Source organism: Swingsia samuiensis, from assembly GCF_006542355.1.
In the GTDB taxonomy this organism is placed as follows: Bacteria; Pseudomonadota; Alphaproteobacteria; order Acetobacterales; family Acetobacteraceae; genus Gluconobacter; species Gluconobacter samuiensis.
In genome coordinates this window covers 1,791,039-1,811,319 of record NZ_CP038141.1, presented here as the reverse complement: position 1 = coordinate 1,811,319, position 20,281 = coordinate 1,791,039, and the positions used below count along the sequence as shown (strand labels likewise).

At 45.2% G+C, this 20,281-nt stretch carries 18 protein-coding genes; 9 read left to right on the top strand and 9 right to left on the bottom strand.

Annotated elements, in window-relative coordinates; all coding sequences use genetic code 11:
- The first annotated feature begins 1 nt into the window (after position 1).
- The 3 genes from E3D00_RS08590 to E3D00_RS08580 all read left to right on the top strand — a co-directional run bounded on the left by E3D00_RS08590 (position 2) and on the right by E3D00_RS08580 (position 3,310).
- Positions 2-1,252 carry a hypothetical protein gene (locus E3D00_RS08590; RefSeq protein ID WP_141461725.1) on the top strand — a complete coding sequence of 417 codons (1,251 nt, stop codon included), beginning with the start codon at positions 2-4 and terminating at the stop codon, positions 1,250-1,252.
- A 73-nt stretch (positions 1,253-1,325) separates the two neighbouring features.
- The gene (locus E3D00_RS08585; protein ID WP_141461723.1) at positions 1,326-2,345 is read left to right on the top strand and encodes an LLM class flavin-dependent oxidoreductase; all 1,020 of its coding nucleotides are present in this window, start codon (positions 1,326-1,328) and stop codon (positions 2,343-2,345) included.
- 98 nt (positions 2,346-2,443) lie between these two features.
- Complete coding sequence (locus E3D00_RS08580; RefSeq protein WP_141461721.1) at positions 2,444-3,310, top strand: DUF2071 domain-containing protein; 867 nt, start codon at positions 2,444-2,446, stop codon at positions 3,308-3,310.
- 70 nt (positions 3,311-3,380) lie between these two features.
- On the opposite strand, the gene ndk is transcribed toward E3D00_RS08580, so the two are convergent.
- The gene (gene ndk, locus E3D00_RS08575; RefSeq protein ID WP_141461719.1) at positions 3,381-3,803 is read right to left on the bottom strand and encodes a nucleoside-diphosphate kinase; all 423 of its coding nucleotides are present in this window, start codon (positions 3,801-3,803) and stop codon (positions 3,381-3,383) included.
- 111 nt (positions 3,804-3,914) lie between these two features.
- On the opposite strand from ndk, the gene E3D00_RS08570 reads away from it, so the two are divergent.
- Both E3D00_RS08570 and E3D00_RS08565 read left to right on the top strand, forming a co-directional pair.
- Positions 3,915-5,834 carry an ABC-F family ATP-binding cassette domain-containing protein gene (locus E3D00_RS08570; protein ID WP_141461717.1) on the top strand — a complete coding sequence of 640 codons (1,920 nt, stop codon included), beginning with the start codon at positions 3,915-3,917 and terminating at the stop codon, positions 5,832-5,834.
- A gap of 144 nt (positions 5,835-5,978) precedes the next feature.
- Positions 5,979-7,148, top strand: a complete 1,170-nt coding sequence (locus E3D00_RS08565; RefSeq protein WP_141462448.1) for an AI-2E family transporter — start codon at positions 5,979-5,981, stop codon at positions 7,146-7,148.
- 63 nt (positions 7,149-7,211) lie between these two features.
- On the opposite strand, the gene E3D00_RS08560 is transcribed toward E3D00_RS08565, so the two are convergent.
- Genes E3D00_RS08560 through E3D00_RS08550 form a run of 3 tightly spaced genes read right to left on the bottom strand, consistent with a single transcriptional unit; the run spans position 7,212 to position 10,697 of the window.
- On the bottom strand, positions 7,212-7,631 hold the full coding sequence (locus E3D00_RS08560) for a hypothetical protein (RefSeq protein WP_141461715.1): 420 nt from the start codon (positions 7,629-7,631) through the stop codon (positions 7,212-7,214).
- Positions 7,628-8,773 (bottom strand): DegT/DnrJ/EryC1/StrS family aminotransferase, encoded by a 1,146-nt coding sequence (locus E3D00_RS08555; RefSeq protein WP_141461713.1) that lies wholly within the window; start codon positions 8,771-8,773, stop codon positions 7,628-7,630. Before E3D00_RS08555 ends, E3D00_RS08560 begins: the two co-directional genes overlap by 4 nt.
- A complete protein-coding gene (locus E3D00_RS08550; protein WP_246091535.1) occupies positions 8,766-10,697 on the bottom strand; it encodes a polysaccharide biosynthesis protein in 1,932 nt (643 codons plus the stop codon). Before E3D00_RS08550 ends, E3D00_RS08555 begins: the two co-directional genes overlap by 8 nt.
- Positions 10,698-10,814: 117 nt before the next feature.
- On the opposite strand from E3D00_RS08550, the gene E3D00_RS08545 reads away from it, so the two are divergent.
- Positions 10,815-11,780: a glycosyltransferase family 4 protein gene (locus E3D00_RS08545; RefSeq protein WP_141461709.1), complete on the top strand. Its 966-nt coding sequence runs from the start codon at positions 10,815-10,817 to the stop codon at positions 11,778-11,780.
- A 1-nt stretch (position 11,781) separates the two neighbouring features.
- Here the strand turns inward: E3D00_RS08545 and E3D00_RS08540 are convergent, their stop codons facing one another.
- Both E3D00_RS08540 and E3D00_RS08535 read right to left on the bottom strand, forming a co-directional pair.
- Complete coding sequence (locus tag E3D00_RS08540) at positions 11,782-12,189, bottom strand: MarR family transcriptional regulator (protein ID WP_141461707.1); 408 nt, start codon at positions 12,187-12,189, stop codon at positions 11,782-11,784.
- A gap of 261 nt (positions 12,190-12,450) precedes the next feature.
- Positions 12,451-13,854 carry a leucyl aminopeptidase family protein gene (locus E3D00_RS08535; protein WP_246091411.1) on the bottom strand — a complete coding sequence of 468 codons (1,404 nt, stop codon included), beginning with the start codon at positions 13,852-13,854 and terminating at the stop codon, positions 12,451-12,453.
- 73 nt (positions 13,855-13,927) lie between these two features.
- On the opposite strand from E3D00_RS08535, the gene E3D00_RS08530 reads away from it, so the two are divergent.
- The 3 genes from E3D00_RS08530 to fdxA all read left to right on the top strand — a co-directional run bounded on the left by E3D00_RS08530 (position 13,928) and on the right by fdxA (position 17,184).
- Entirely contained in the window at positions 13,928-16,465 is a 2,538-nt protein-coding gene (locus tag E3D00_RS08530; RefSeq protein ID WP_246091410.1) for a helicase-related protein, read from the top strand.
- Positions 16,466-16,468: 3 nt separating this feature from the next.
- Entirely contained in the window at positions 16,469-16,750 is a 282-nt protein-coding gene (locus tag E3D00_RS08525; protein ID WP_141461705.1) for an RNA-binding S4 domain-containing protein, read from the top strand.
- Positions 16,751-16,851: 101 nt separating this feature from the next.
- The gene (fdxA, locus tag E3D00_RS08520) at positions 16,852-17,184 is read left to right on the top strand and encodes a ferredoxin FdxA (protein ID WP_141461702.1); all 333 of its coding nucleotides are present in this window, start codon (positions 16,852-16,854) and stop codon (positions 17,182-17,184) included.
- A gap of 132 nt (positions 17,185-17,316) precedes the next feature.
- Here fdxA and cyoD read toward each other — a convergent pair whose 3' ends face one another.
- From cyoD to cyoB, 3 genes are read right to left on the bottom strand one after another with little or no spacing between them, the layout of a single operon-like run.
- Positions 17,317-17,652: a cytochrome o ubiquinol oxidase subunit IV gene (gene cyoD / locus E3D00_RS08515; protein ID WP_141461700.1), complete on the bottom strand. Its 336-nt coding sequence runs from the start codon at positions 17,650-17,652 to the stop codon at positions 17,317-17,319.
- A complete protein-coding gene (gene cyoC, locus E3D00_RS08510; protein ID WP_141461698.1) occupies positions 17,652-18,269 on the bottom strand; it encodes a cytochrome o ubiquinol oxidase subunit III in 618 nt (205 codons plus the stop codon). The genes cyoD and cyoC overlap by 1 nt, the downstream gene beginning before the upstream one ends.
- A 16-nt stretch (positions 18,270-18,285) precedes the next feature.
- Positions 18,286-20,274, bottom strand: coding sequence for a cytochrome o ubiquinol oxidase subunit I (gene cyoB / locus E3D00_RS08505; protein WP_141461697.1), 1,989 nt, complete (start codon positions 20,272-20,274; stop codon positions 18,286-18,288).
- Between the last annotated feature and the right edge of the window lie 7 nt (positions 20,275-20,281).

The window sequence follows — 20,281 nt, the reverse complement described above, 5'->3', positions numbered from 1 at the left end:
GATGCATAATTTCTCATCCTATTCCCGGTTAAAACCATTATTTCTTATTAAGCTTCTCTTTTTAAGCGGTCTCCTTTTCTTTCGCTCACCAAGCACTCTCCTACACGCTCAGTTTTGGGGAGAAGACGGTTGGGTTTGGTTTCCTGATGCCTATCATCTAAAAATTCATTCTTTAATAATGGCTCATACTGGATATTTTCAAACTGTTAGCCGCCTCATCGCACTCATAGGGCAAGCATTTCCACTAAGGTGGAATCCTACTTTTTATGCCGCATGCGCCTTCATATTCCAGCTTTTACCCGCAGCTTTTATAACCTCGACACGCTGCAAAAACCTTATTCCAAACGATAGTTTACGCTTTTTTTTAGCCTGCCTGCTATGTACGCTTCCTAATACAAACGAAGTCTATGTTAATTTAACCAATAGTCAGTGGCACTTAGCTATTTTGGCTTTCTTAATTATTTTCTCCAGCCCACCTGAAAATCTATTTGAAAAAACTTTTGATTATAGTTTTTTAACCCTTTCCTCTTTAAGCGGGCCTTTTTGTCTTCTTCTTCTTCCTCTAGCAATTATTCATACCTACTTCCAAAAAAACAAAACCAACATTCAACGATTAATTATTTTAATATCCAGCACTTTTATTCAGCTTATTCCTCTTATTACAACCAGCCATACGACCCGTATCCATACAGTTCTTGGTGCACGGATTGGTACTCTTTTACAATTACTAACCTCACAACTCTTCCTAAGCCCGATCATTGGCCACAATCATATTAACCGGCTATACCAGTCCTTTTTTTGGAAAGGACCACTATTTCCTCTCTTCGTCACGATATTATGCTTGTATATTTGTCTAAGAATGGCAAAAAAATCATCCTTCGTAAGGTATTTACTTCTTTTTGCGACCCTCGTTCTTACCGCAAGCTTAATGAACCCGATTGTGAGCACCACTACTCCTCAATGGAATGCTCTTCTTATTCCCGATACAGGAATGCGGTATTTTTTCATTCCTTTATTTGCATGGAGCACCACACTAACGATTGCCGCTTTTTCAGGACCTTTTTTCGTCCGAGCAATCAGTTTTGGTCTACTCCTTATAGGCCTTTTTATTGGAATACCGACAGACTATTCTATCCCTACCGAACCTGATCGCAACTTCCAATCTGCCGCCGATGCATTTGATAAAGCACCTATCGGGACAACCATCACAATCCCCGTACGCCCAAACTCCTCCCAGAAAATCACGAAATAAAAGCTACTCCTTTAATCAACAAAAAAAATTAACATATTTGATGAAACGAACTGTTTTAATGGCGTGATAATATATGAAAAAAATTGGCTTTTTATCCTTTGGTCATTGGACACCATCTGAACATTCTCAAACACGTTCAGCACAAGACACGCTTTTACAATCCATAGACCTTGCCGTGGCAGCAGAAGAACTCGGTGCTGATGGAGCGTATTTCCGTGTACACCATTTCGCTCGACAATTAGGTTCCCCCTTCCCACTTTTAGCCGCGATTGGTGCCAAAACGAGCCGCATCGAAATTGGTACTGGCGTGATCGACATGCGCTACGAAAATCCATTTTACATGGCAGAAGATGCTGGCGCAGCAGACCTGATTTCCGGTCAACGACTTCAACTCGGAATTAGCCGCGGCTCCCCCGAGCAAGTGCTCGAAGGCTGGCGTCACTTCGGTTATGCCCCACCTGAAGGAAAAACAGATGCTGATATGGGGCGTCATCATGCTGAAGCCTTTTTAAAACTTCTTGATGGAGAAGGATTTGCCCAACCTAATCCACGGCCAATGTTCCCTAATCCACCCGGCCTTCTCCGAATTGAACCTCATTCAAAAGGCTTACGTGACCGAATTTGGTGGGGGGCAGGATCAAACGCAACAGCCATTTGGGCCGCTCAACATGGCATGAACCTACAAAGTTCAACCCTTAAAGATGACGAAACGGGTGAGCCTTTCCACATTCAACAAGCCGCGCAAATCCGAGCCTATCGTCAAGCATGGAAAGAAGCAGGACATACACGTACACCACGCGTTTCCGTCAGTCGTAGTATTTTCGCTCTTATAAATGATATGGACCGTGCCTATTTTGGACGCGGAAACTCACAAGACCAAGTTGGCCTTATTGATGAAAAAACACGTGCCATTTTCGGCCGTAGCTATGCCGCTGAACCTGAATCCCTCATTGAGCAACTTCGCCAAGATGAAGCCATTGCAGAAGCTGATACGCTGTTACTGACTGTACCCAACCAATTGGGTGTCAAATATAATATACACGTTATTGAGTCGATCTTAACTCATGTTGCACCTACTTTAGGCTGGAGATAGTATTTTCTTAAGCCTCGATATTAATTGTCGAGGCTTCTTTAGAAGCGATATCTTCTATATAAGTCAGATATTTAGTGACGATCAAATAGGCTAATTAAATGTCTAATATTATCTCTCGTTATATATCGCCATCCAATAATTTCATTGGGATGATTCAAAATACTCTCGCCAATAATATCTCATTAAGAAATAAAATACGTCAACTTTTTAAGCACTTGCCTTTTCTCGTTCTGGAAAGTGATGTCCGTAATATCCTGTACGCCAATTGGATTGTGCCTATCCAAAATATCGCTCACCTCGTTCCCAATAACTGTTCTTTACTACAACACAATGGCTATACAATTCTTACAATTTTGACCTATCAACATGGCCATTTTGGCCCTTCAGCATTAGGCAAGGCGCGGCATTTCTTCCCTTCTCCCTTACAAAGCAACTGGCGACTATATCTAGAAGAGGTCAATCATAAGCCTGTCACGAAACCAACAGTCCTTTTTCTCAATAATACCTTCAATAACCCTCTATATGCCGTAGGGACACGTCTTTTCAGCGACGTTATGAATTCACACTACGGTAAACCCTTCCAGCATATAGTCACGTCATCTGGTAATAAAGAGCGCTGGATCAGTGGAGTAAATGACAATGGAAGCTCTCCAAACTGGGCTATTGGGGGAATAAAAAGCCATTCTCAGAATTTGCCCAAACCATTCTCTACTTTTTTTAATTCGTATGAGACTGCTCTTGATAAACTCTGCTACCAAGATACAGCTGTAAGACTAGTTGAAAATTTACAAACTCTTTCGTCAGCTGACATTGATCTTCCAATAAATATTGCTTCTGCCATACCTATTGACGTTACCCATTACAAACCAGGAGCCTTTCTAACCTCTATTGGCGCCACAGAACTCCCTTTCTGCTTTGTTATTCCATCTGTAAAATTCAAAGCATTATCAGAAACAATCATTTAAAAATAAGTCTATAAATAAAAAACCCCAGAGCAAAACTCTGGGGCCTCTTCTTACCAAATAATCCAAAAAATTATGGAAGAATTTCTGTCTCAGCAAAGAAGAAAGAAATTTCGTTCTTAGCATTCTCTAGGCTGTCAGAACCGTGAACAGAGTTTGCTTCGATGCTTTCCGCAAAAAGCTTACGAACTGTTCCTTCTGCTGCATCAGCTGGGTTTGTTGCACCCATAACTTCACGGTTTTTCGCAACAGCGTTTTCACCTTGAAGAACCTGAACAACAACTGGCTCAGCAATCATGGAAGCAACAAGGCTACCATAGAAAGGGCGCTCTTTATGCACAGCATAAAACGCACCAGCTTGCTTTTCTGTTAGGTGAATACGTTTTTGAGCAACGATGCGAAGGCCAGCGCCTTCAAAAACAGCGTTAATTTTACCTGTAAGGTTACGCTTTGTTGCGTCTGGTTTAATAATTGAAAGTGTGCGTTCTACAGCCATCTTTTTTCTCCTACGAGATAAAACGAAAATCCACCCATCCACTAGAGCAAAATGATCGTTCCTGATAGATCTATAACACTTTTTTCACATCTATAATTGATTGAGGCATTTGTGAGCCTGCTCACCATTACAGATTTAACCATTCGTATCGCTGGTCGCCCTCTTCTGGAAGATGCCTCTCTCAGTGTCGATCCCGGTCGTAAAATTGGTCTTATCGGCAAAAATGGTGCAGGAAAATCAACACTCCTAGGCGCCATTGCAGGAGATATTTCTCCAGATAGTGGCACAATTACTCTCGCCAACCGCGCAACAATGGGGCGTGTTAAGCAAGAAACCCCTTCTGGAAATACATCCCTTATTGATACGGTTCTTGAAGGTGACATCGAACGTACAAAACTATTACACGAAGCCGAAACAGCAACAGATCCAACCCGTATCGCGGATATTCATGAAAGATTAATCGCCATTGATGCACACACGGCTCCTGCCCGAGCTGGTGCGATTCTCTCTGGCCTTGGCTTTGATCAGGAAGCACAATTAAAACCCGTCTCAGACTTTTCGGGAGGGTGGAGAATGCGCGTCTCATTAGCAACCGCTCTTTTCCTGAACCCCGACCTTCTGCTGCTTGATGAACCGACCAACCATCTTGATATCGAAGCAACACTTTGGCTCGAATCATGGCTCGCCAAATTTTCTGGAGCAGCGATCATTGTTAGCCATGATCGTTCACTGCTTGATAATACGGTTGATGCAATTGCCCACCTCGATCAACTCAAACTCAGCCTAACGCCTGGTGGGTATGATAATTTTGTGCGGATCCGTACAGAAAAAATGCTCCAACAAAATCGTATGGCAGAGCGTGTCGCCGCTCAACGCGCTCATATGCAATCGTTCGTAGACCGTTTCCGTGCAAAAGCCACAAAAGCCAAACAAGCCCAAGCTCGTTTAAAGGCTTTAGAGCGCCTTCCTCAAATCGACAGTGTTGTTGAAGATACGCCAACACGCTTCTCTTTTCCCGAACCTCAACCTCTCCCCCCGCCAATGATCACGCTAGATCAGGTAACCCTTGGATATGACGGCCGTGTCGTTCTTCAAGGATTAAATCAAAGGCTTGATAACGAAGATCGAATTGCGCTTCTTGGTCAAAATGGGCGAGGAAAATCAACATTCGCCAAGCTTCTTGCTGGCCGTTTAGAGCCTATGAGTGGCTCCTATAATCATTCTTCAAAGCTCAAAATCGGTTATTTTGCTCAGCATCAAGCGGATGAACTTGTTCTGACCGATACACCTGTCGATCATATGGCCCGCGCCATGCCTGACGCAACACCCGTTGCAGTTCGTGCACAGCTCGCACGTTTTGGCCTCGATGCTGACCGCGCTGAAAACCGTGTTTCTGAGCTTTCTGGCGGGGAAAAAGCCCGTTTGCTTTTAGCCCTTTCCACACGAGAAGCCCCTCATTTACTCATTCTGGATGAGCCCACCAACCACCTTGATCTTGATGCACGTGATGCACTTATTCGTGCTCTGGCAGAGTTTAATGGTGCAGTTATTCTCATTAGCCATGATAGCCATCTCGTCGAATCTGTTGCAGATCGCTTTTGGCTTGTCGAAAATCAAACCATATCGCCTTTCGAAGGTGATATGGCTGAATATAAAGAATGGTTGACTGAACGGGCGAGAAAAGCACGTTCAGAAAATTCAGAACGAATTAAAACCAATCAGAAAGAAAAATCAGAGCACAAACCTGAACTCTCAGCAGCCCAACGCAGACAAGAACGCAAAGAACAAACTCGTGCTCTTGCCCCACTACGCAAAAAAGGTCGGGATGCGGAAGAACAACTCACGCGTATTGCCAAAGAAAAACAACAAATCGAAACAAAGCTGGCAGATCCTAACCTTTATGAAACAAGTAATTCTGATGAGATTGTAGCATTAAATACACATCTAAGTGCTTTAAATGCGAAACAAGAAGAAATCGAGGAGGTTTGGCTTGAAATACAAACCGAATTAGAGAATTCATTAATGCAATAATGTTCCTACTCGGAGGCTGATCCATAAGAACCTTACAAAGAAATTATCATAAGGCGATGAACGTTTTCCAAACTCGAAGCGTAAAGCCTTCATGATTCAAGACTGTTTCTTCAGCCTCGATTAAAAAGGATTCCCCTCGATTTGATCCACTTTTCTTTTTCTAGTCCGCAAGAACAAAGCGAAACAAACCCTCCTGCACGAGAGCTGGGGAAGATTGCAGGGTTATTACGCATAACGCTGTCTATCGCTGCCATTATGCTTTCATTATGGCTCATGAAAGACGTTCTGGCTGTCGTTTTCGCTGCGGCACTCCTTGCTATTGTTCTGCATGGCTTGGCGCGTATGTTACGACGTCGCCTGCCTTTTATCCCTTATCAAGCTGCGGTTGGATTAGTTACCCTCGTCATTCTGCTTGCTATTGTTGCTCTTTTCTGGAGCAGCGGGCCACAAATTAGCGATCAGTTTATCCGCCTAAAAGACGCCCTTACTCAGCAATCGGGTGACCTGAAAACACAGCTTTCAAACAACACTCTTGGGAAAATGATTCTCGATCATTGGCCCGCAGCTTTAGGTGGAAACGATAAAACCACAGCCGGTCTTACCTCTTGGAGTTCTGGAATTGCAGGCTCTGTTACAGGCCTTTTAAGCAGTGCTTTTGGTGTAATCGGTACCGTTGCTGTTATTGCAATTGCCGGTCTTTATTTCGCTCTCTCACCAGCCATTTATATTGATGGCCTATTGCGCCTCGTTCCACCTCCGCATCGCAATGGTACGCGCGAGCTTTTAATGGCAGCAGGTTCCACCCTATGGGCTTGGACGGCAGGACAAGCGCTCGATATGCTTGTTGTCGGGTTATTATCAGGGATTGGACTAAGCCTTATTGGTGTGCCCTTAGCGCTGGCGCTAGGCGTCGTCGCTGGGTTGTGTAACTTTATTCCCTATATTGGGGCTATTATGGGGGCTGTTCCAGCCATCATACTTGGTTTCTCCCAAGGGCCACAAGAAGCACTCTTCGTTGCGATCCTATATAGCGTCATTCAGTTCTTTGAAGGAAATGTTCTAGCGCCCTTCATTCAACGGCACGCCGTGCATATGCCTCCGGCATTAGCCATTCTGTCTCAGACGGTTTTCAGTTCTATCCTCGGATTACCCGGTCTAATCCTTGCGTCTCCAATAACAGCTGCCCTTCTCGCAATGGGAAATAAAGCAACAGCACCATTGGAAGATGAAGATCATACACGCCGCATTGTTGGCGAAATCTCTCCAGAGGATGAAAATTCAGACACCTCAGAAGCAGATTCTAAAGAATCATAAATTGGTTTATTATTTTGGCTCTCGTTATTATGAGTGCCAAAATAATATATGATGTCTTAAACCTTACTGAACACCCAACACTTTCAGATCTTTCAAATCTTCTTTGTCATAGGTATGCATCCTATATGGACCATGCTCCATAAGCTGAATACCTAGTACATAAGGCTGATGCCGATTTTTCCAAATCGAGAGAATAACCGATTTTTTCAAATCTGCCCCTTGCATTGAAATAACAATATTCCCTTGCGAAGGCGGCAGCTCTCCTTGTGGCCCCCACCCTGTCTTATGTGATTGAATCCACGTATTAACCTGCCTAGTTTCGTCATCCGTTAAACGATGTTTGATCGGCTTAACCATCTCTCCCTGATCCACCTGAGGTAAATCCCACGGATGAATGAGCGGCCAAGCAACATACCAAATCACGCTTACCGGAACGAAAACAGCAACGCCAAATAACATTAAAAACTTATGCTCACGTCTCATGACAGATTGTCTTTAGACCATTCATTCAACGCTTTTATTATTCTTTCTACCTCATCATCTGTTAATTCAGGATGAATAGGCAGCGCTAAAACCTTCGCTCCCAAACCTTCCGATACAGGTAAAGAAGCCCCATCATGGTGTTCTTGATATGCAGGCTGATAGTGTAATGGTTTAGGGTAATAAATAGCCGTCGGAATCCCTTTTTCTTTCAAAAAAGACTGCAAATCATTCCTTTTTTCTTCATTCGGCAACAAGACCGTATAAATGGCCCAAGCGCTTTTGCTATTGGGGACACGCGCAGGAGCCACAATACCAGCTGGCATTCCTGCATCATACATTGTGGCAATTTGCTCACGCCGTTCCAACTCTCCCTCGAATGCATCTAACTTCGCAAGAAGAACAGCAGCCTGCAACGTATCAAGCCGACCATTAATCCCGATCTTTTCAACTTCATATCGGGTTTTCCCCTCTCCATGCGTGCGCAAAGAGCGGTATTGTGCGGCTAAATCCTCGTCATCTGTTAGAATAGCACCCCCATCTCCATACCCACCTAAGGGTTTGGATGGGAAGAAAGATAATGTTGTTGCACGTGCTTCATGCCCAAGGCGACGCCCCTGATAAGAAGCACCGAAAGACTGTGCACAATCTGCAATTAAAATCAGCCCTTCCTTTTGAGCGAAAGACTTCAGTTCATTCCACGGAGCGGGCTGCCCAAATAAATCTACACCAATAATAATTCTTGGATCCAGTTCATCCGCTTTTTTTACATCCTCAACCCGCTGCGCAAGCGAAGACAAACTGATTTGAAAAGTGTTCGGATCAACATCCACAAAAACGGGCGTTGCCCCTAAAAGAAGAACAACTTCTGCCGTTGCCGTGTAAGTAAACGCAGGAAGAAAAACAGCATCTCCAGGGCCAACCTGTTCGGCCATCAAAACCATCAACAATGCATCTGTTCCCGAAGAAACACCAATAGCATATTTAGCCCCGCCGAAGGCTGCCAACCGCTGTTCTAACTCCTCAACTTCAGGCCCCATCACAAAGCGACAGTGTTGAAGAACGGTATCAATTCGGCGTTGAATTGTACCTTGCAAACGTTTTTGTTGGCGAGGCAAATCAAGGAAGGCAATTGGATTACTCATGCGGTTCTACCTCTTTCTCAGAAGGTGTATCGACCAAACCCGACGATACCTTTCCTTCCCAATTATGATTAAATTCTGGCACCAGTCGATAAAGAATGGACATCACTTCTGTTATATCTTCATGAGCGCATGCCTTTTCGAGATCATCCATCGCTTGGGAAACAATCTCAAAGTCCACTGTCCGAGGAGAGGCAATACGCAAGCCGGGAGCATCGGTCGGCACAGGGGCTTCTCGACCATGAAAAAGTTCTTCATACAATTTTTCACCAGGACGCAAGCCTGTTACGCGCACTTCAATATCAACTTCGGGCTTTAAACCAGCCAAGCGGATCATTTGATAAGCCAGATCCATAATCCGAACTGGATCTCCCATATCCAAAACGAAAATACCACCCTGCTTTAAACGCAAATCTGTTGCTTGTTCGCCTGCTGTATCCTGTGTTCCACGCACGGCGGCTTGAAGCACTAAGCCGACGGCTTCTGGAATAGTCATAAAATACCGCGTCATATCTGGATGGGTCACCGTCAAAGGCCCACCTTGTTCAAGCTGCCGGCGAAATAACGGTACAACAGATCCTGTCGAACCCAACACATTCCCGAACCGCACAGTCACACAACGCAAACCGCCCTGACCTGCACGGGCGCGCATATCCAGAGCCTGACCATAAATTTCAGCACATCTTTTGCTCGCCCCCATCAAACTCGATGGATTTACAGCCTTATCTGTTGAAATCATCACCAGAGCCTGAACATTGGCCCGCTCAGATTCGTCCAGTACAATACGTGTCCCAATAACGTTGGTCAGCACGCCTTCAATTGGATTGGCTTCCACAAGAGGAACATGTTTCAGTGCAGCCGCATGAAAAACAACATGCGGACGATATTGCTCAAAAACCTCCGCAATCCTTTTCCGATCACGGACATCTGCAATGATACGATATCTTTGAATATTCGGGGCACGATCTAAGAGATCTAGATCGATTTGCCAAAGCGCATATTCACTATTCTCAATTAAAAGAATAGCTTGCGGCTCAAATTGGGCAATTTGCCGAACTAGTTCTGAACCAATGCTCCCACCTGCTCCTGTTACAGCAATCACCTGCCCCGCTATAAGACGGCTCATCCCTTCTGAGTTAAGAGCAACCTGTGGGCGGTTTAATAAATCTTCAATAGCAATAGGGCGAAGCTCAACACTATCCGCAGGCTTTAAGGCCGTCAGAGACGGCGTTCTCTGAACATCCACACCATACTGCCGTGCAGCATCCAGAATTTGTGAGAGTTTAGCGCCTCTTAACTCCGGAGAAGTAATAACCAACGTATCTGGCAACTTATGATTATGTGCCATCTTCTCCAAAATACTCGGCACTTCATCAATCGTTCCCATAATCGGCGAACTATGGATACGGCGTCCCACCTGATGGCGCCCTGTTAATAGCCCAATGACACGCCGAGCCTTTTGATGATCTCTCTCCATCGCGCGTATAAAAAGATCTGCCTCATAGTCAGCACCCAGCAATATAACGCGCTCTCTCTCCGCAAAAAAATTCTTTCGACGTGCCGCCAGACGCCATCCCATCCGGATGGCCCCTAAGGATGTCAGCAAAACAAGAGCATAAATGATAGGGAAGGTCAGACTCGGATCAGGATATCCCGTTACCCAAAGCAAAAGAGTAAACAGAATTGCGCTTAAAGCCGACGCACAAGCTATACTAAAAAGATCTGCTACTCCTGAAAAACGCCAATATTGCTGCGGCATCCGAAAAGGAACACCACTCACTAAAAGCGTAATCCCCCCTCCTGCAATAAACCATAAAGGATGCAACAACCCACCATGAGGATCCGCAAGCCAGCGAGCGAAAGGCGCTGCTAGTGCAGAAACAACACCATCAAACAAAACGTTAAGAGCAATACGACGCGCACGCACCGTCGTGTTGCTCTTACTCTTTGAGGATGAGCCAAATAAAGAATGGGAGTCGGGAGATAGCGTCACTTTCACATCTCCCTTATAGCGCTAAAACACCAAATACCATAAAGTCAGATCATGCTCTTTTCGTTAAACTCATTTCTTTCTGGTTTTGTACTACCAGACTGTGCTGCAATATTAATTTGTTCAGCCCTCATAATCGTGATGATCCGGGCTGGTGTCATGGATCATCCCGGCCATCGTAGTTCTCATACACGCCCCACACCAAAAGGTGGAGGGATCGGGATCATTGGTGCTTTTCTGATCTGTCTTCCTTTATGTCATATTGCAACAGGCCAGTCTGCTTTTAATATCCCTACACTCTGTCTTATGTGTGGCGTGGCCTTTTTAGCGCTGATCTCATGGCTTGACGATATCTATTCTTTTCCAGCGCGTTATAAGTTAGCTGCACAATTCATTGCGAGCATGCTCATCTTTATGAGCACATCTGTACCTTGGGCCTACATTATTCCTATTTTGCTTTTATCTGTCTTCATCACAAATGCTCTCAATTTTATCGACGGCATTAATGGCCTTGCTGCTGGCACAATGATGTTGGCTGCCTTTCTTCTGGCCGCCGTCAATGTGCATTCTATTCCCTTGGATTTGCTGGCCCTCTGTTTTGCAGCCTTCCTTCCATGGAATTTTCCTAAAGCTCAAATTTTTATGGGAGATGTTGGCAGCCAAGCCGGTGCACTCATTATGGCTTGGGCTGCAATGTCCAAAGATTACGAGGTAACACTTTTCGTTATCGCATTACTGGCTGGAATTTTATGGGATGTCAGCTTTACGCTCGTTCGGCGAGCGCTAGCAGGAGATAAACTGGCCCATGCCCATCGTGGGCATCTCTACCAGCTTGCTGTGCGCTCTGGTTTGCCGATGCCTCTCGTTACACTCATTTACTGGCTCTTTACGATATGGGGAGCAATCATGTTTCTAACACTCCCTTTATCAACGGCCTTTATTACAATTATGATCCCACAGTTCCTTTGGACAGGATATATTTTCACACGAGCCAAAGCCCGCGTGAAAGAACGGTGGTAAATTAACCCGCAGCGCGACGGGGTGTAATGCGCTCCACAGATGTAGCCAGGCGCTCTTCCTGAACAAGGCTGCGCCCATCGGCTGCCTCAATCATAACAGCACGCATTTCACGCAAGAAAGCAGAACCTTTTAACGTACGCTGAACCAAAACAGACCGACGATCCAAAGGATCCACCTTACGACGAGCGAGATCGAGCTCCCCTAACCGGTCCAATGCACGTGTAATGGCTGGTTTAGAGACTTTTAAATCTGATGCCAAACCACGAACGGTATGCGCTCCCTCTTTCAAATAACACGTCAAAAAAACAGCAAGCTGACGCGCAGAAAGATCTGGTCCATCACGACGAACCATTGATGAAACTGTATCGCACAACAAGTTTAACAATTGATCATTGCTAGCCTGAGGCATTTTCTTCTCCATAAATTATATTCCCCCCTGTTTTAGCGAGGGAATGAAACCGCCTCTGCGGCAAATTAGACATACGGGCTTCATCAAATATCAAGATCAAAGCGCAGTTTGCTTTATCTTGGTGCTCCGAAACAATTTCACAAGTGGTGTTATCAAAACAAGCTGCACGCAATTTAATAAATGATACTTAACTGCCCTTACGTAACCATCTTACAATAAATCCGTTTCGATGTGTTAAAAATTATAGTGCAATGCAGCCCCTCATTTTGCGAATACCGGCTTGATGTCTGAAATCATTCCCAAAACGGCATGAAGTGCCAAAGTTTCACCCCCTTCAGGCCGGCCATATGTTGTCGAATCATTCCATCCATACGTATCAATATGAGCCCATTTCTGACTTTCGGGAATAAAGCGCTGAAGATACAGAGCTGCGGTAATCGCCCCAGCCATAGGTTTGGATGTTACATTATTTAAATCTGCAATTTTGCTATCCAACCACTGATCGTATTTTTTCCACAAAGGCAAACGCCATAGGGGATCAGCCGCTTTCTCCCCCGCTTTTAAAAGACAATCAGCCAAAACATCATCATTACTAAATAAAGCTGGCAAATCAGGGCCAAGAGCCACACGAGCTGCTCCTGTTAAAGTGGCAGCATCGATAATATAATCTGGGTGACTTTCTGATGCCTCTGCTAAAAGATCACAAAGAACTAAGCGGCCTTCTGCATCTGTATTGCCAACTTCAACATAACGACCGCTGCGTGTCAGAAGCACATCTCCCGGCCTCATAGCATGCCCAGAAACACTATTTTCAACACACCCAAGGCGGAGCTCCAAATCCACGTCCAGTTGCATATCGATGGCAGCAGCCATCACAGACAGCATTAACGCTGCTCCACCCATATCCTTTTTCATCCGTAACATTCCGGACGCAGGTTTAAGGTCATACCCACCCGTGTCGAAACATACACCTTTTCCAACGAGTGATATTCTTGGTGCCCCTTCCCGTGCTTTCCATCGTGCGATAACAACCGCAGATGCACGGTCCGAACCAGCCCCCACCGCAGCCAGACAAGGATATTCTTTCTCTAAGTCATCCCCTTGTACAACAGAAACTTCGGCTCCACGTGCGACCAATTCATCTTGCGCGCATTGTGCCAACTCCTGAGGGCCTAACAAATTTGCAGGTGTATTGATGAGGTCTCGCCCCAACCAATTAGCCCTAAGAACCGATACTGCCTTCGAATCTACTTCAGAAATAACAATTCTAACTTTTTGAGATTCTGTACGTTCAGCAACATGATAACGATACACCCCCATACCAAATCCAATTAAAGCTGTTTGGCGAACAACTTCATCCAGATCGTGCAACACAATACGCCAGTCACCTTTCGGCAAAGCACTCCCTAATTTCCCAAAAACAGTCGGATCATTCTGCTCAGATGGGTCAATACAGAACAACGCGCCGTCAACACCGTTCCCACCGGGAATAAGCACGAAAGAACCTGCAGAAACGGAAAATCCTTGTCCTGCCAAAAATTCCGAAAAAGGAGCCGTAAGATTCTTAATGACCAAGTCATTCTGTATTGAAACAATATGCAAGTCCCTTACGAAAGAAGCATCTGAAAGGGATACAAATGGTAATTCAGGGGTGTTTTTCATCATTTTTTCCTAAAATATTATGTCTGATGCTGTTCTAGAACTTGCTTTTCTTCCTTAAGACCACGACCATGAGATTATGAAGAGTGCATCTCACACACTACACCATACCATGCCAAGCACTATACGTGCAGCACTTGGTCCAACCAATACCGGTAAAACCCATTATGCATTAACACGCATGATGGCGCACTCATCTGGAATTATCGGCTTTCCCTTACGTCTACTCGCACGCGAAAACTACGAGCGCCTTGTCAAAGCAAAGGGAGAGCGGTCTGTCGCTCTTATTACTGGAGAAGAAAAAATTATTCCTCCAGGAGCCAAATGGTTCTCCTGTACGGTTGAAGCAATGCCTTTGGACCGAAAAGCTGAATTTGTCGCTGTTGATGAAATACAACTCGCTGCTGATCCAGACCGCGGCCATATTTTTACTGATCGCATTCTTAACGCTCGAGGAACGGTCGAAACACTTTTTCTCGGCGCTGAAACCATACGCCCCCTCTTACAAAGACTTATTCCCGGCATTGAAATTGACATTCGAAACCGACTATCCAATCTGAGCAATACGGGGCCGACAAAACTTTCCCGCCTTCCTCCCCGCTCCGCCATCGTCGCTTTCTCAATGGCGGAAGTATACGCTCTAGCAGAAGTCATTCGTAGGCGCCGTGGGGGATGTGCTGTCATCATGGGGCAGCTCAGCCCCCGAACCCGGAACGCGCAAGTAGAGCTCTATCAAAATCGTGAAGTCGACTATCTTGTCGCAACAGATGCCATTGGCATGGGTTTAAACATGGATGTCGACCATGTTGCGCTCGCTCAACTCTCCAAGTTTGATGGAACATCACCTCGACCACTTTTCCCTCAAGAAATTGCACAAATTGCAGGCCGTGCGGGAAGAGGAATGAAAGACGGCTCTTTCGGTACCACAGCAGACTGCCCTCCCATGTCAGGCGCAACCGTAGAGGCGATCGAGCAGCACCGTTTTGACCCTCTTCAACGTCTCTATTGGCGCAACAGCCAATTAGACTTCACGAACCCACGTGCTCTATTAGCAAGTCTTACCGTTGCACCACCTACGCGTGGTTTGACTGCCGGGCGCGTGGCATCTGATGTCATAACATTAGAAAACCTTATTCTCGATCCTGACATACAAGCTGTCGCTAAAGGCCGACGTGCTACCTCTCTTCTGTGGGAAGTCTGCCAAATTCCAGACTTCCGTAAACTCGGAGATGACAGCCACACACGATTATGTGGTCGGTTATTTCTTCATATCCTCAAAGACGGCACCATTCCTGCCCAATGGTTTGAAAGCCATATTCGTGGTTTTTCGAGAACAGATGGTGATATTGATACACTCATGCACCGCCTGACAGGTGTACGCGTGTGCTCCTATGTTGCAGCACGAGGCGAATGGAGCCGCCATTCCACAATATGGCAAGAACGCACCCGTGAAGTGGAAGACCTCCTTTCAGATGCTTTGCATGAACGCCTTACTGCACGCTTTGTGGACCGACGAGCCACCACACTTTTAAGACGCTTTGACGCAGAGACAGACCAAAATTTACTTTCTGCTGTTACGGCGGATGGGCACGTCATAGTAGAAGGCCATAATATTGGGAAAATTGAAGGCTTCACGTTACAAACAGACGTCACACACGGCCCTGATCAAGAATTAATCTTACGTGCAGGACGCAAAGCCCTTCTGCAAGAAATTCCACGCCGCATCAAATTATTGCAAAACACACCCGATCAGGAACTCAATTTAGATATTACATCAGGGGTTATTTCCTGGAATGGAAAGCCGTTAGGGAAGCTTATTTCTGGACCAGCTATTCTTGACCCCAAGATTAAACTTTTTGCGGGAGAGTTTGCTGATAGCAACCAAAAACTCCTTGTCGAGCAACGCTTGCAACACTTTATAACGTCATTCTTGCGCAATGAGCTCAACCTATTATTCAAAGCGAACAGAGCAGCTACGGATACGCCTGTCTTGCGAGGTATTTTACATCGTTTATTTGAAGATGGAGCCATCACTCCAACTCTGCCTAGTGACCATAAAATTTCTAGTCGAGACCGAAAATACCTTCATAAAATGGGCATCATGATTGGCCGTTTTTTTATTTTTCTTCCCGCTTTCTTCCGAGAACGACCTCTCAATATTCTTACATTTTTAAATCATGTTCATAGAAATCAGCCCATTAGCTTCACACCAGCAAGCCGTATATCTCTCCCTTGGGAAACCGTATCCAAGATGCCTGGATGGCTAAAAGCCGGAGGATATGGTCTGCGCATTGATATTGCTGAAAAATTTATCCGAGAAATGTCGTCCTTAACCCATAAACGCCATCATGTTGCTCCTAATAACATCGCCTCGCGTTTAGGCATAAAGAATACCGCTATCTCCTCTACCCTCTCAAGCTTGGGAATAGCACACCACCCTCCAGCCGTTTTAAAGCCAAATCTCTTTGGGCCACCATCTCCTCTTATGTTACTTTCCCATCAACAGACCCGCAGTTCCCGGCGACCTCCGCAAGCCTTGCAGAACAAAAGAAAGCCTTCTCGAAAAAACCACTTTGATAGTCCTTTCGCCGCCTTGGCCACCCTTACAATCAAATAATATATGAGCGAACCTTATCAACGTTTAGATCAATGGCTTTATTATGCACGGATTGCAAAGACACGTGCCATCTGCGCAGCCACTATTCAAAAAGGACGTATCCGAATTAATAACCAACCCACCAATAAACCACACGCAAAACTTCGTGTGGGGGATATTCTTACCCTCCCACCTTTTTCCCCTCATCAATCTGTACGAGTATGGAGAGTTTTAGCCCTTGGTGAGCGTCGAGGGCCAGCAAAAGAAGCTGCTTTATTATACGAAATTATTGAAGAAATGTGCTAAGAACCTTGCATCTCTCGGCAAACATTCGCATACCATCAAGCACAGTTTAAATTTTGTGGTAAAACCAACCCAAGCAAGCATTAAAATTACTGGAGAAACCGATGAGTTACGTCGTTACAGAGAACTGTATCAAGTGCAAGTTTATGGACTGCGTTGAAGTTTGTCCTGTTGACTGCTTTTATGCGGGCGAAAACTTTCTTGTGATCAATCCTGATGAATGCATTGATTGCGGGGTCTGTGAGCCAGAATGCCCTGCTGAAGCGATTTTCCCAGACAGCGATAACCGCTCTACACCATGGATTGAAATTAACGCTAAGTTCTCTGCGCAATGGCCTAATATTACCCGCAAGGGAGAACAGCCAGCAGATGCAGAAGAATGGAAAGACAAACCCAACAAAGCTGAGCTTTTGTCTGAAAACCCTCACAAAGACTAATATCTTATAAAGCGCTCTTTAAAGTACCGGGCTTTTATGTCCGGTATTTTTTTTACCATACATCTTAATACAAAAAAGGCCGACAGATTTAATTCTGTCGGCCTTTTTCTCTTTTATAATTCTACAAAAGAATTAACGAGACATCATATTGACGGCTGTGTCGTGCATCACAAAGAGCACACCACCTACAACGATAACCACCGTTGCTGCAGCCACAAAGAAAGCCAACAAATTCCAGCTTTGCTCTGTGCTCGTATTCAAGTGCAAGAAAAAGATCAAGTGAACGATAATCTGCACAACAGCCAAAACCCCAAGTAGGGACATAGTAACTGTTGGAGAGAATGCGTGGCTCATAACAACTGCAAATGACGCGACGGTCAAAATAACAGCTAGAATAAACCCAACAAGATACGATCCATACGAACCGTGGCTATCACTTGTCATTGTCGTTGTTGGAGCTTGGGTCATTACATTACTCCTGCCAGATAAACGAAGGAGAAAACACAGATCCAGACAATGTCAAGAAAGTGCCAGAACAAGCTTAAGCAAGCCAGCTTATTCATCATCCGTTCGGACAAGCCCTGTGCACCACACATCTGGAACATCAAAACCACCATCCAAAGCAGACCAAAGCTAACGTGCAGACCGTGAGTTCCCACCAGCGTAAAGAATGCTGACAAGAACGCTGAACGATCTGGCCCATTACCCTCTGCAATCATGTTATGGAATTCAGTTACTTCCAACCCTACGAATGAAAGGCCAAGAAGAAATGTTACTAGCAACCATAACAAAACCATTCCCTTTTTCTTTGCCATCGCACTGAGTGAAGCAAAGCCATAGGTAATGGAGGAAACAAGCAAGATTGCTGTTTCTATTCCAACATTCTTAAGATCAAACAAGTCTTTCCCTGTTGGACCCCCAGCATACTGATGGCGCAAGACAGCAAATGCTGCGAAAATTGAACCAAACAGAACGCAGTCGGTCATCAGGTAAAGCCAGAAACCAAACACCACGGGGGATTCGTGATGCTCTCCCCCATGATCATCGGCATGTGCCAAAGGCGACATAGACGCTTCGTGAGCCATAAATTATGTGCCTCCTTTACTCTGCTGGCTGAGCTGCAGCAATGCGCTGATCAAAAGCTCTCTCATGCTGCTCAATCTCATCAACCGGTACGTAATAATCAATATCACGGTTCGCACTACGTGCAATTACCGTCACAATGATCCCGAAGAATGACAAGCCAACGACCCACCAAATATGCCATACCGCAGCAAAACCAAACAGGATTGCAAAGGCACCAATAATTGCACCTACAGCTGTATTCTTTGGCATATGAATAGGTTCAATCGCATGCCCTGTTGCTGGACGGCCTAACTTCTTATCTTCATGGAATGTATCCAAACCATGAATGTTTGGCATAACAGCAAAGTTATAGGCAGGCGGTGGTGAAGAAATAGACCATTCAAGCGTACGGCCATTCCATGGATCACCCGTAAGATCCCTGTTTTCTGGAAGGTTACGGTCACGTATGGAAACGTAAATTTGCGTAAGCTGGCAAATAATTCCCATAGCAACAACAATTGCGCCACCCTCAGCAACAAGAAGCCATGGATGCCATTGTGGATTGTTATAATGGTTAAGACGGCGTGTCATACCTTCAAGACCAAGAATGTAAAGAGGTCCGAAAGCAAGGTAGAAACCGAAGAACCAGCACCAAAATGCGCGTTTGCCCCATTTTTCATTCAGCTTAAAACCGAATGCTTTCGGGAACCAATAATCCATCCCTGCGACATAACCGAAATACACACCACCGATAATAACGTTATGGAAGTGAGCAATCAGGAACAGTGAGTTATGCACGATCCAATCCGCAGCAGGCATAGCCATCATAACGCCTGTCATACCACCGATTGAGAATGTGATCATAAAGCCGATCGTCCAATACATCGGAGCTGTGAATTCAACACGGCCCTTATACATTGTGAACAACCAGTTAAAGATTTTAACACCTGTAGGCACGGCAATGATCATCGTCATAATACCAAAGAAGCTATTTACGTTAGCTCCAGCACCCATGGTGAAAAAGTGGTGAACCCAAACGACGAGAGAAAGCGCCATGATCGAACATGTCGCATATACCATCGTATTGTAACCAAAAAGCGGCTTACGTGAGAATGTTGCTGTAACTTCTGAGAAAACACCGAAAGCTGGGATAATCAGAATATAAACTTCTGGGTGACCCCATGCCCAAATCAGGTTCAGGTACAGCATGGCGTTACCGCCAGCATCATTTGTAAAGAAGTGCATTCCCAAATAACGATCAAGGCTTAGCAGGCCAAGCGCAACCGTTAAAATTGGGAAGGATGTCATAATCAACACTGTGGTGCACAATGCAGTCCAGCAGAAAACTGGCATTTGCATCCAACCCATGCCAGGCGCCCGCATCTTCACAAGTGTCGTAAAGAAGTTAACACCTGTTAACAAAGTCCCAACACCAGAAATCTGAACAGCCCAGATGTAGTAATCAACACCTACCCCAGGACTAAACTGGATCTCTGACAGTGGTGGATAAACAAGCCAACCACATTGAGCAAACTCACCAATAAACAATGATGCCATTACAAGAACAACACCCGTTAGCGTCATATAAAAGCTAAGGGAGTTCAGGAATGGGAATGCTACGTCTCGTGCACCGATTTGCAAAGGTACAACAATATTCAAAAGACCAGTCATAAATGCCATGGCCATGAAGAAAATCATGATCGTTCCATGGGCAGAGAAAATCTGGTCATAGTGATGTGGCGGCAAATAACCGGGGTTACCTGCATAAGCCATTGCTAATTGTGTTCTCATCATGATGGCATCCGCAAAACCACGGACCAGCATCACCAGAGCCACAACAATATACATGACACCAAGGCGTTTATGATCAACAGTTGTTAACCATTCACGCCACAAATATCCCCATTTTCCAAAATAGGTAATAAGCCCCAGCACAGCGAGGCCAATAACAGCTACACCAGCGAATGTGGCCATAACAATAGGCACATCCAGCGGCACAGCTGACCATGTGAGTTTTCCCAGCATCTGTCGG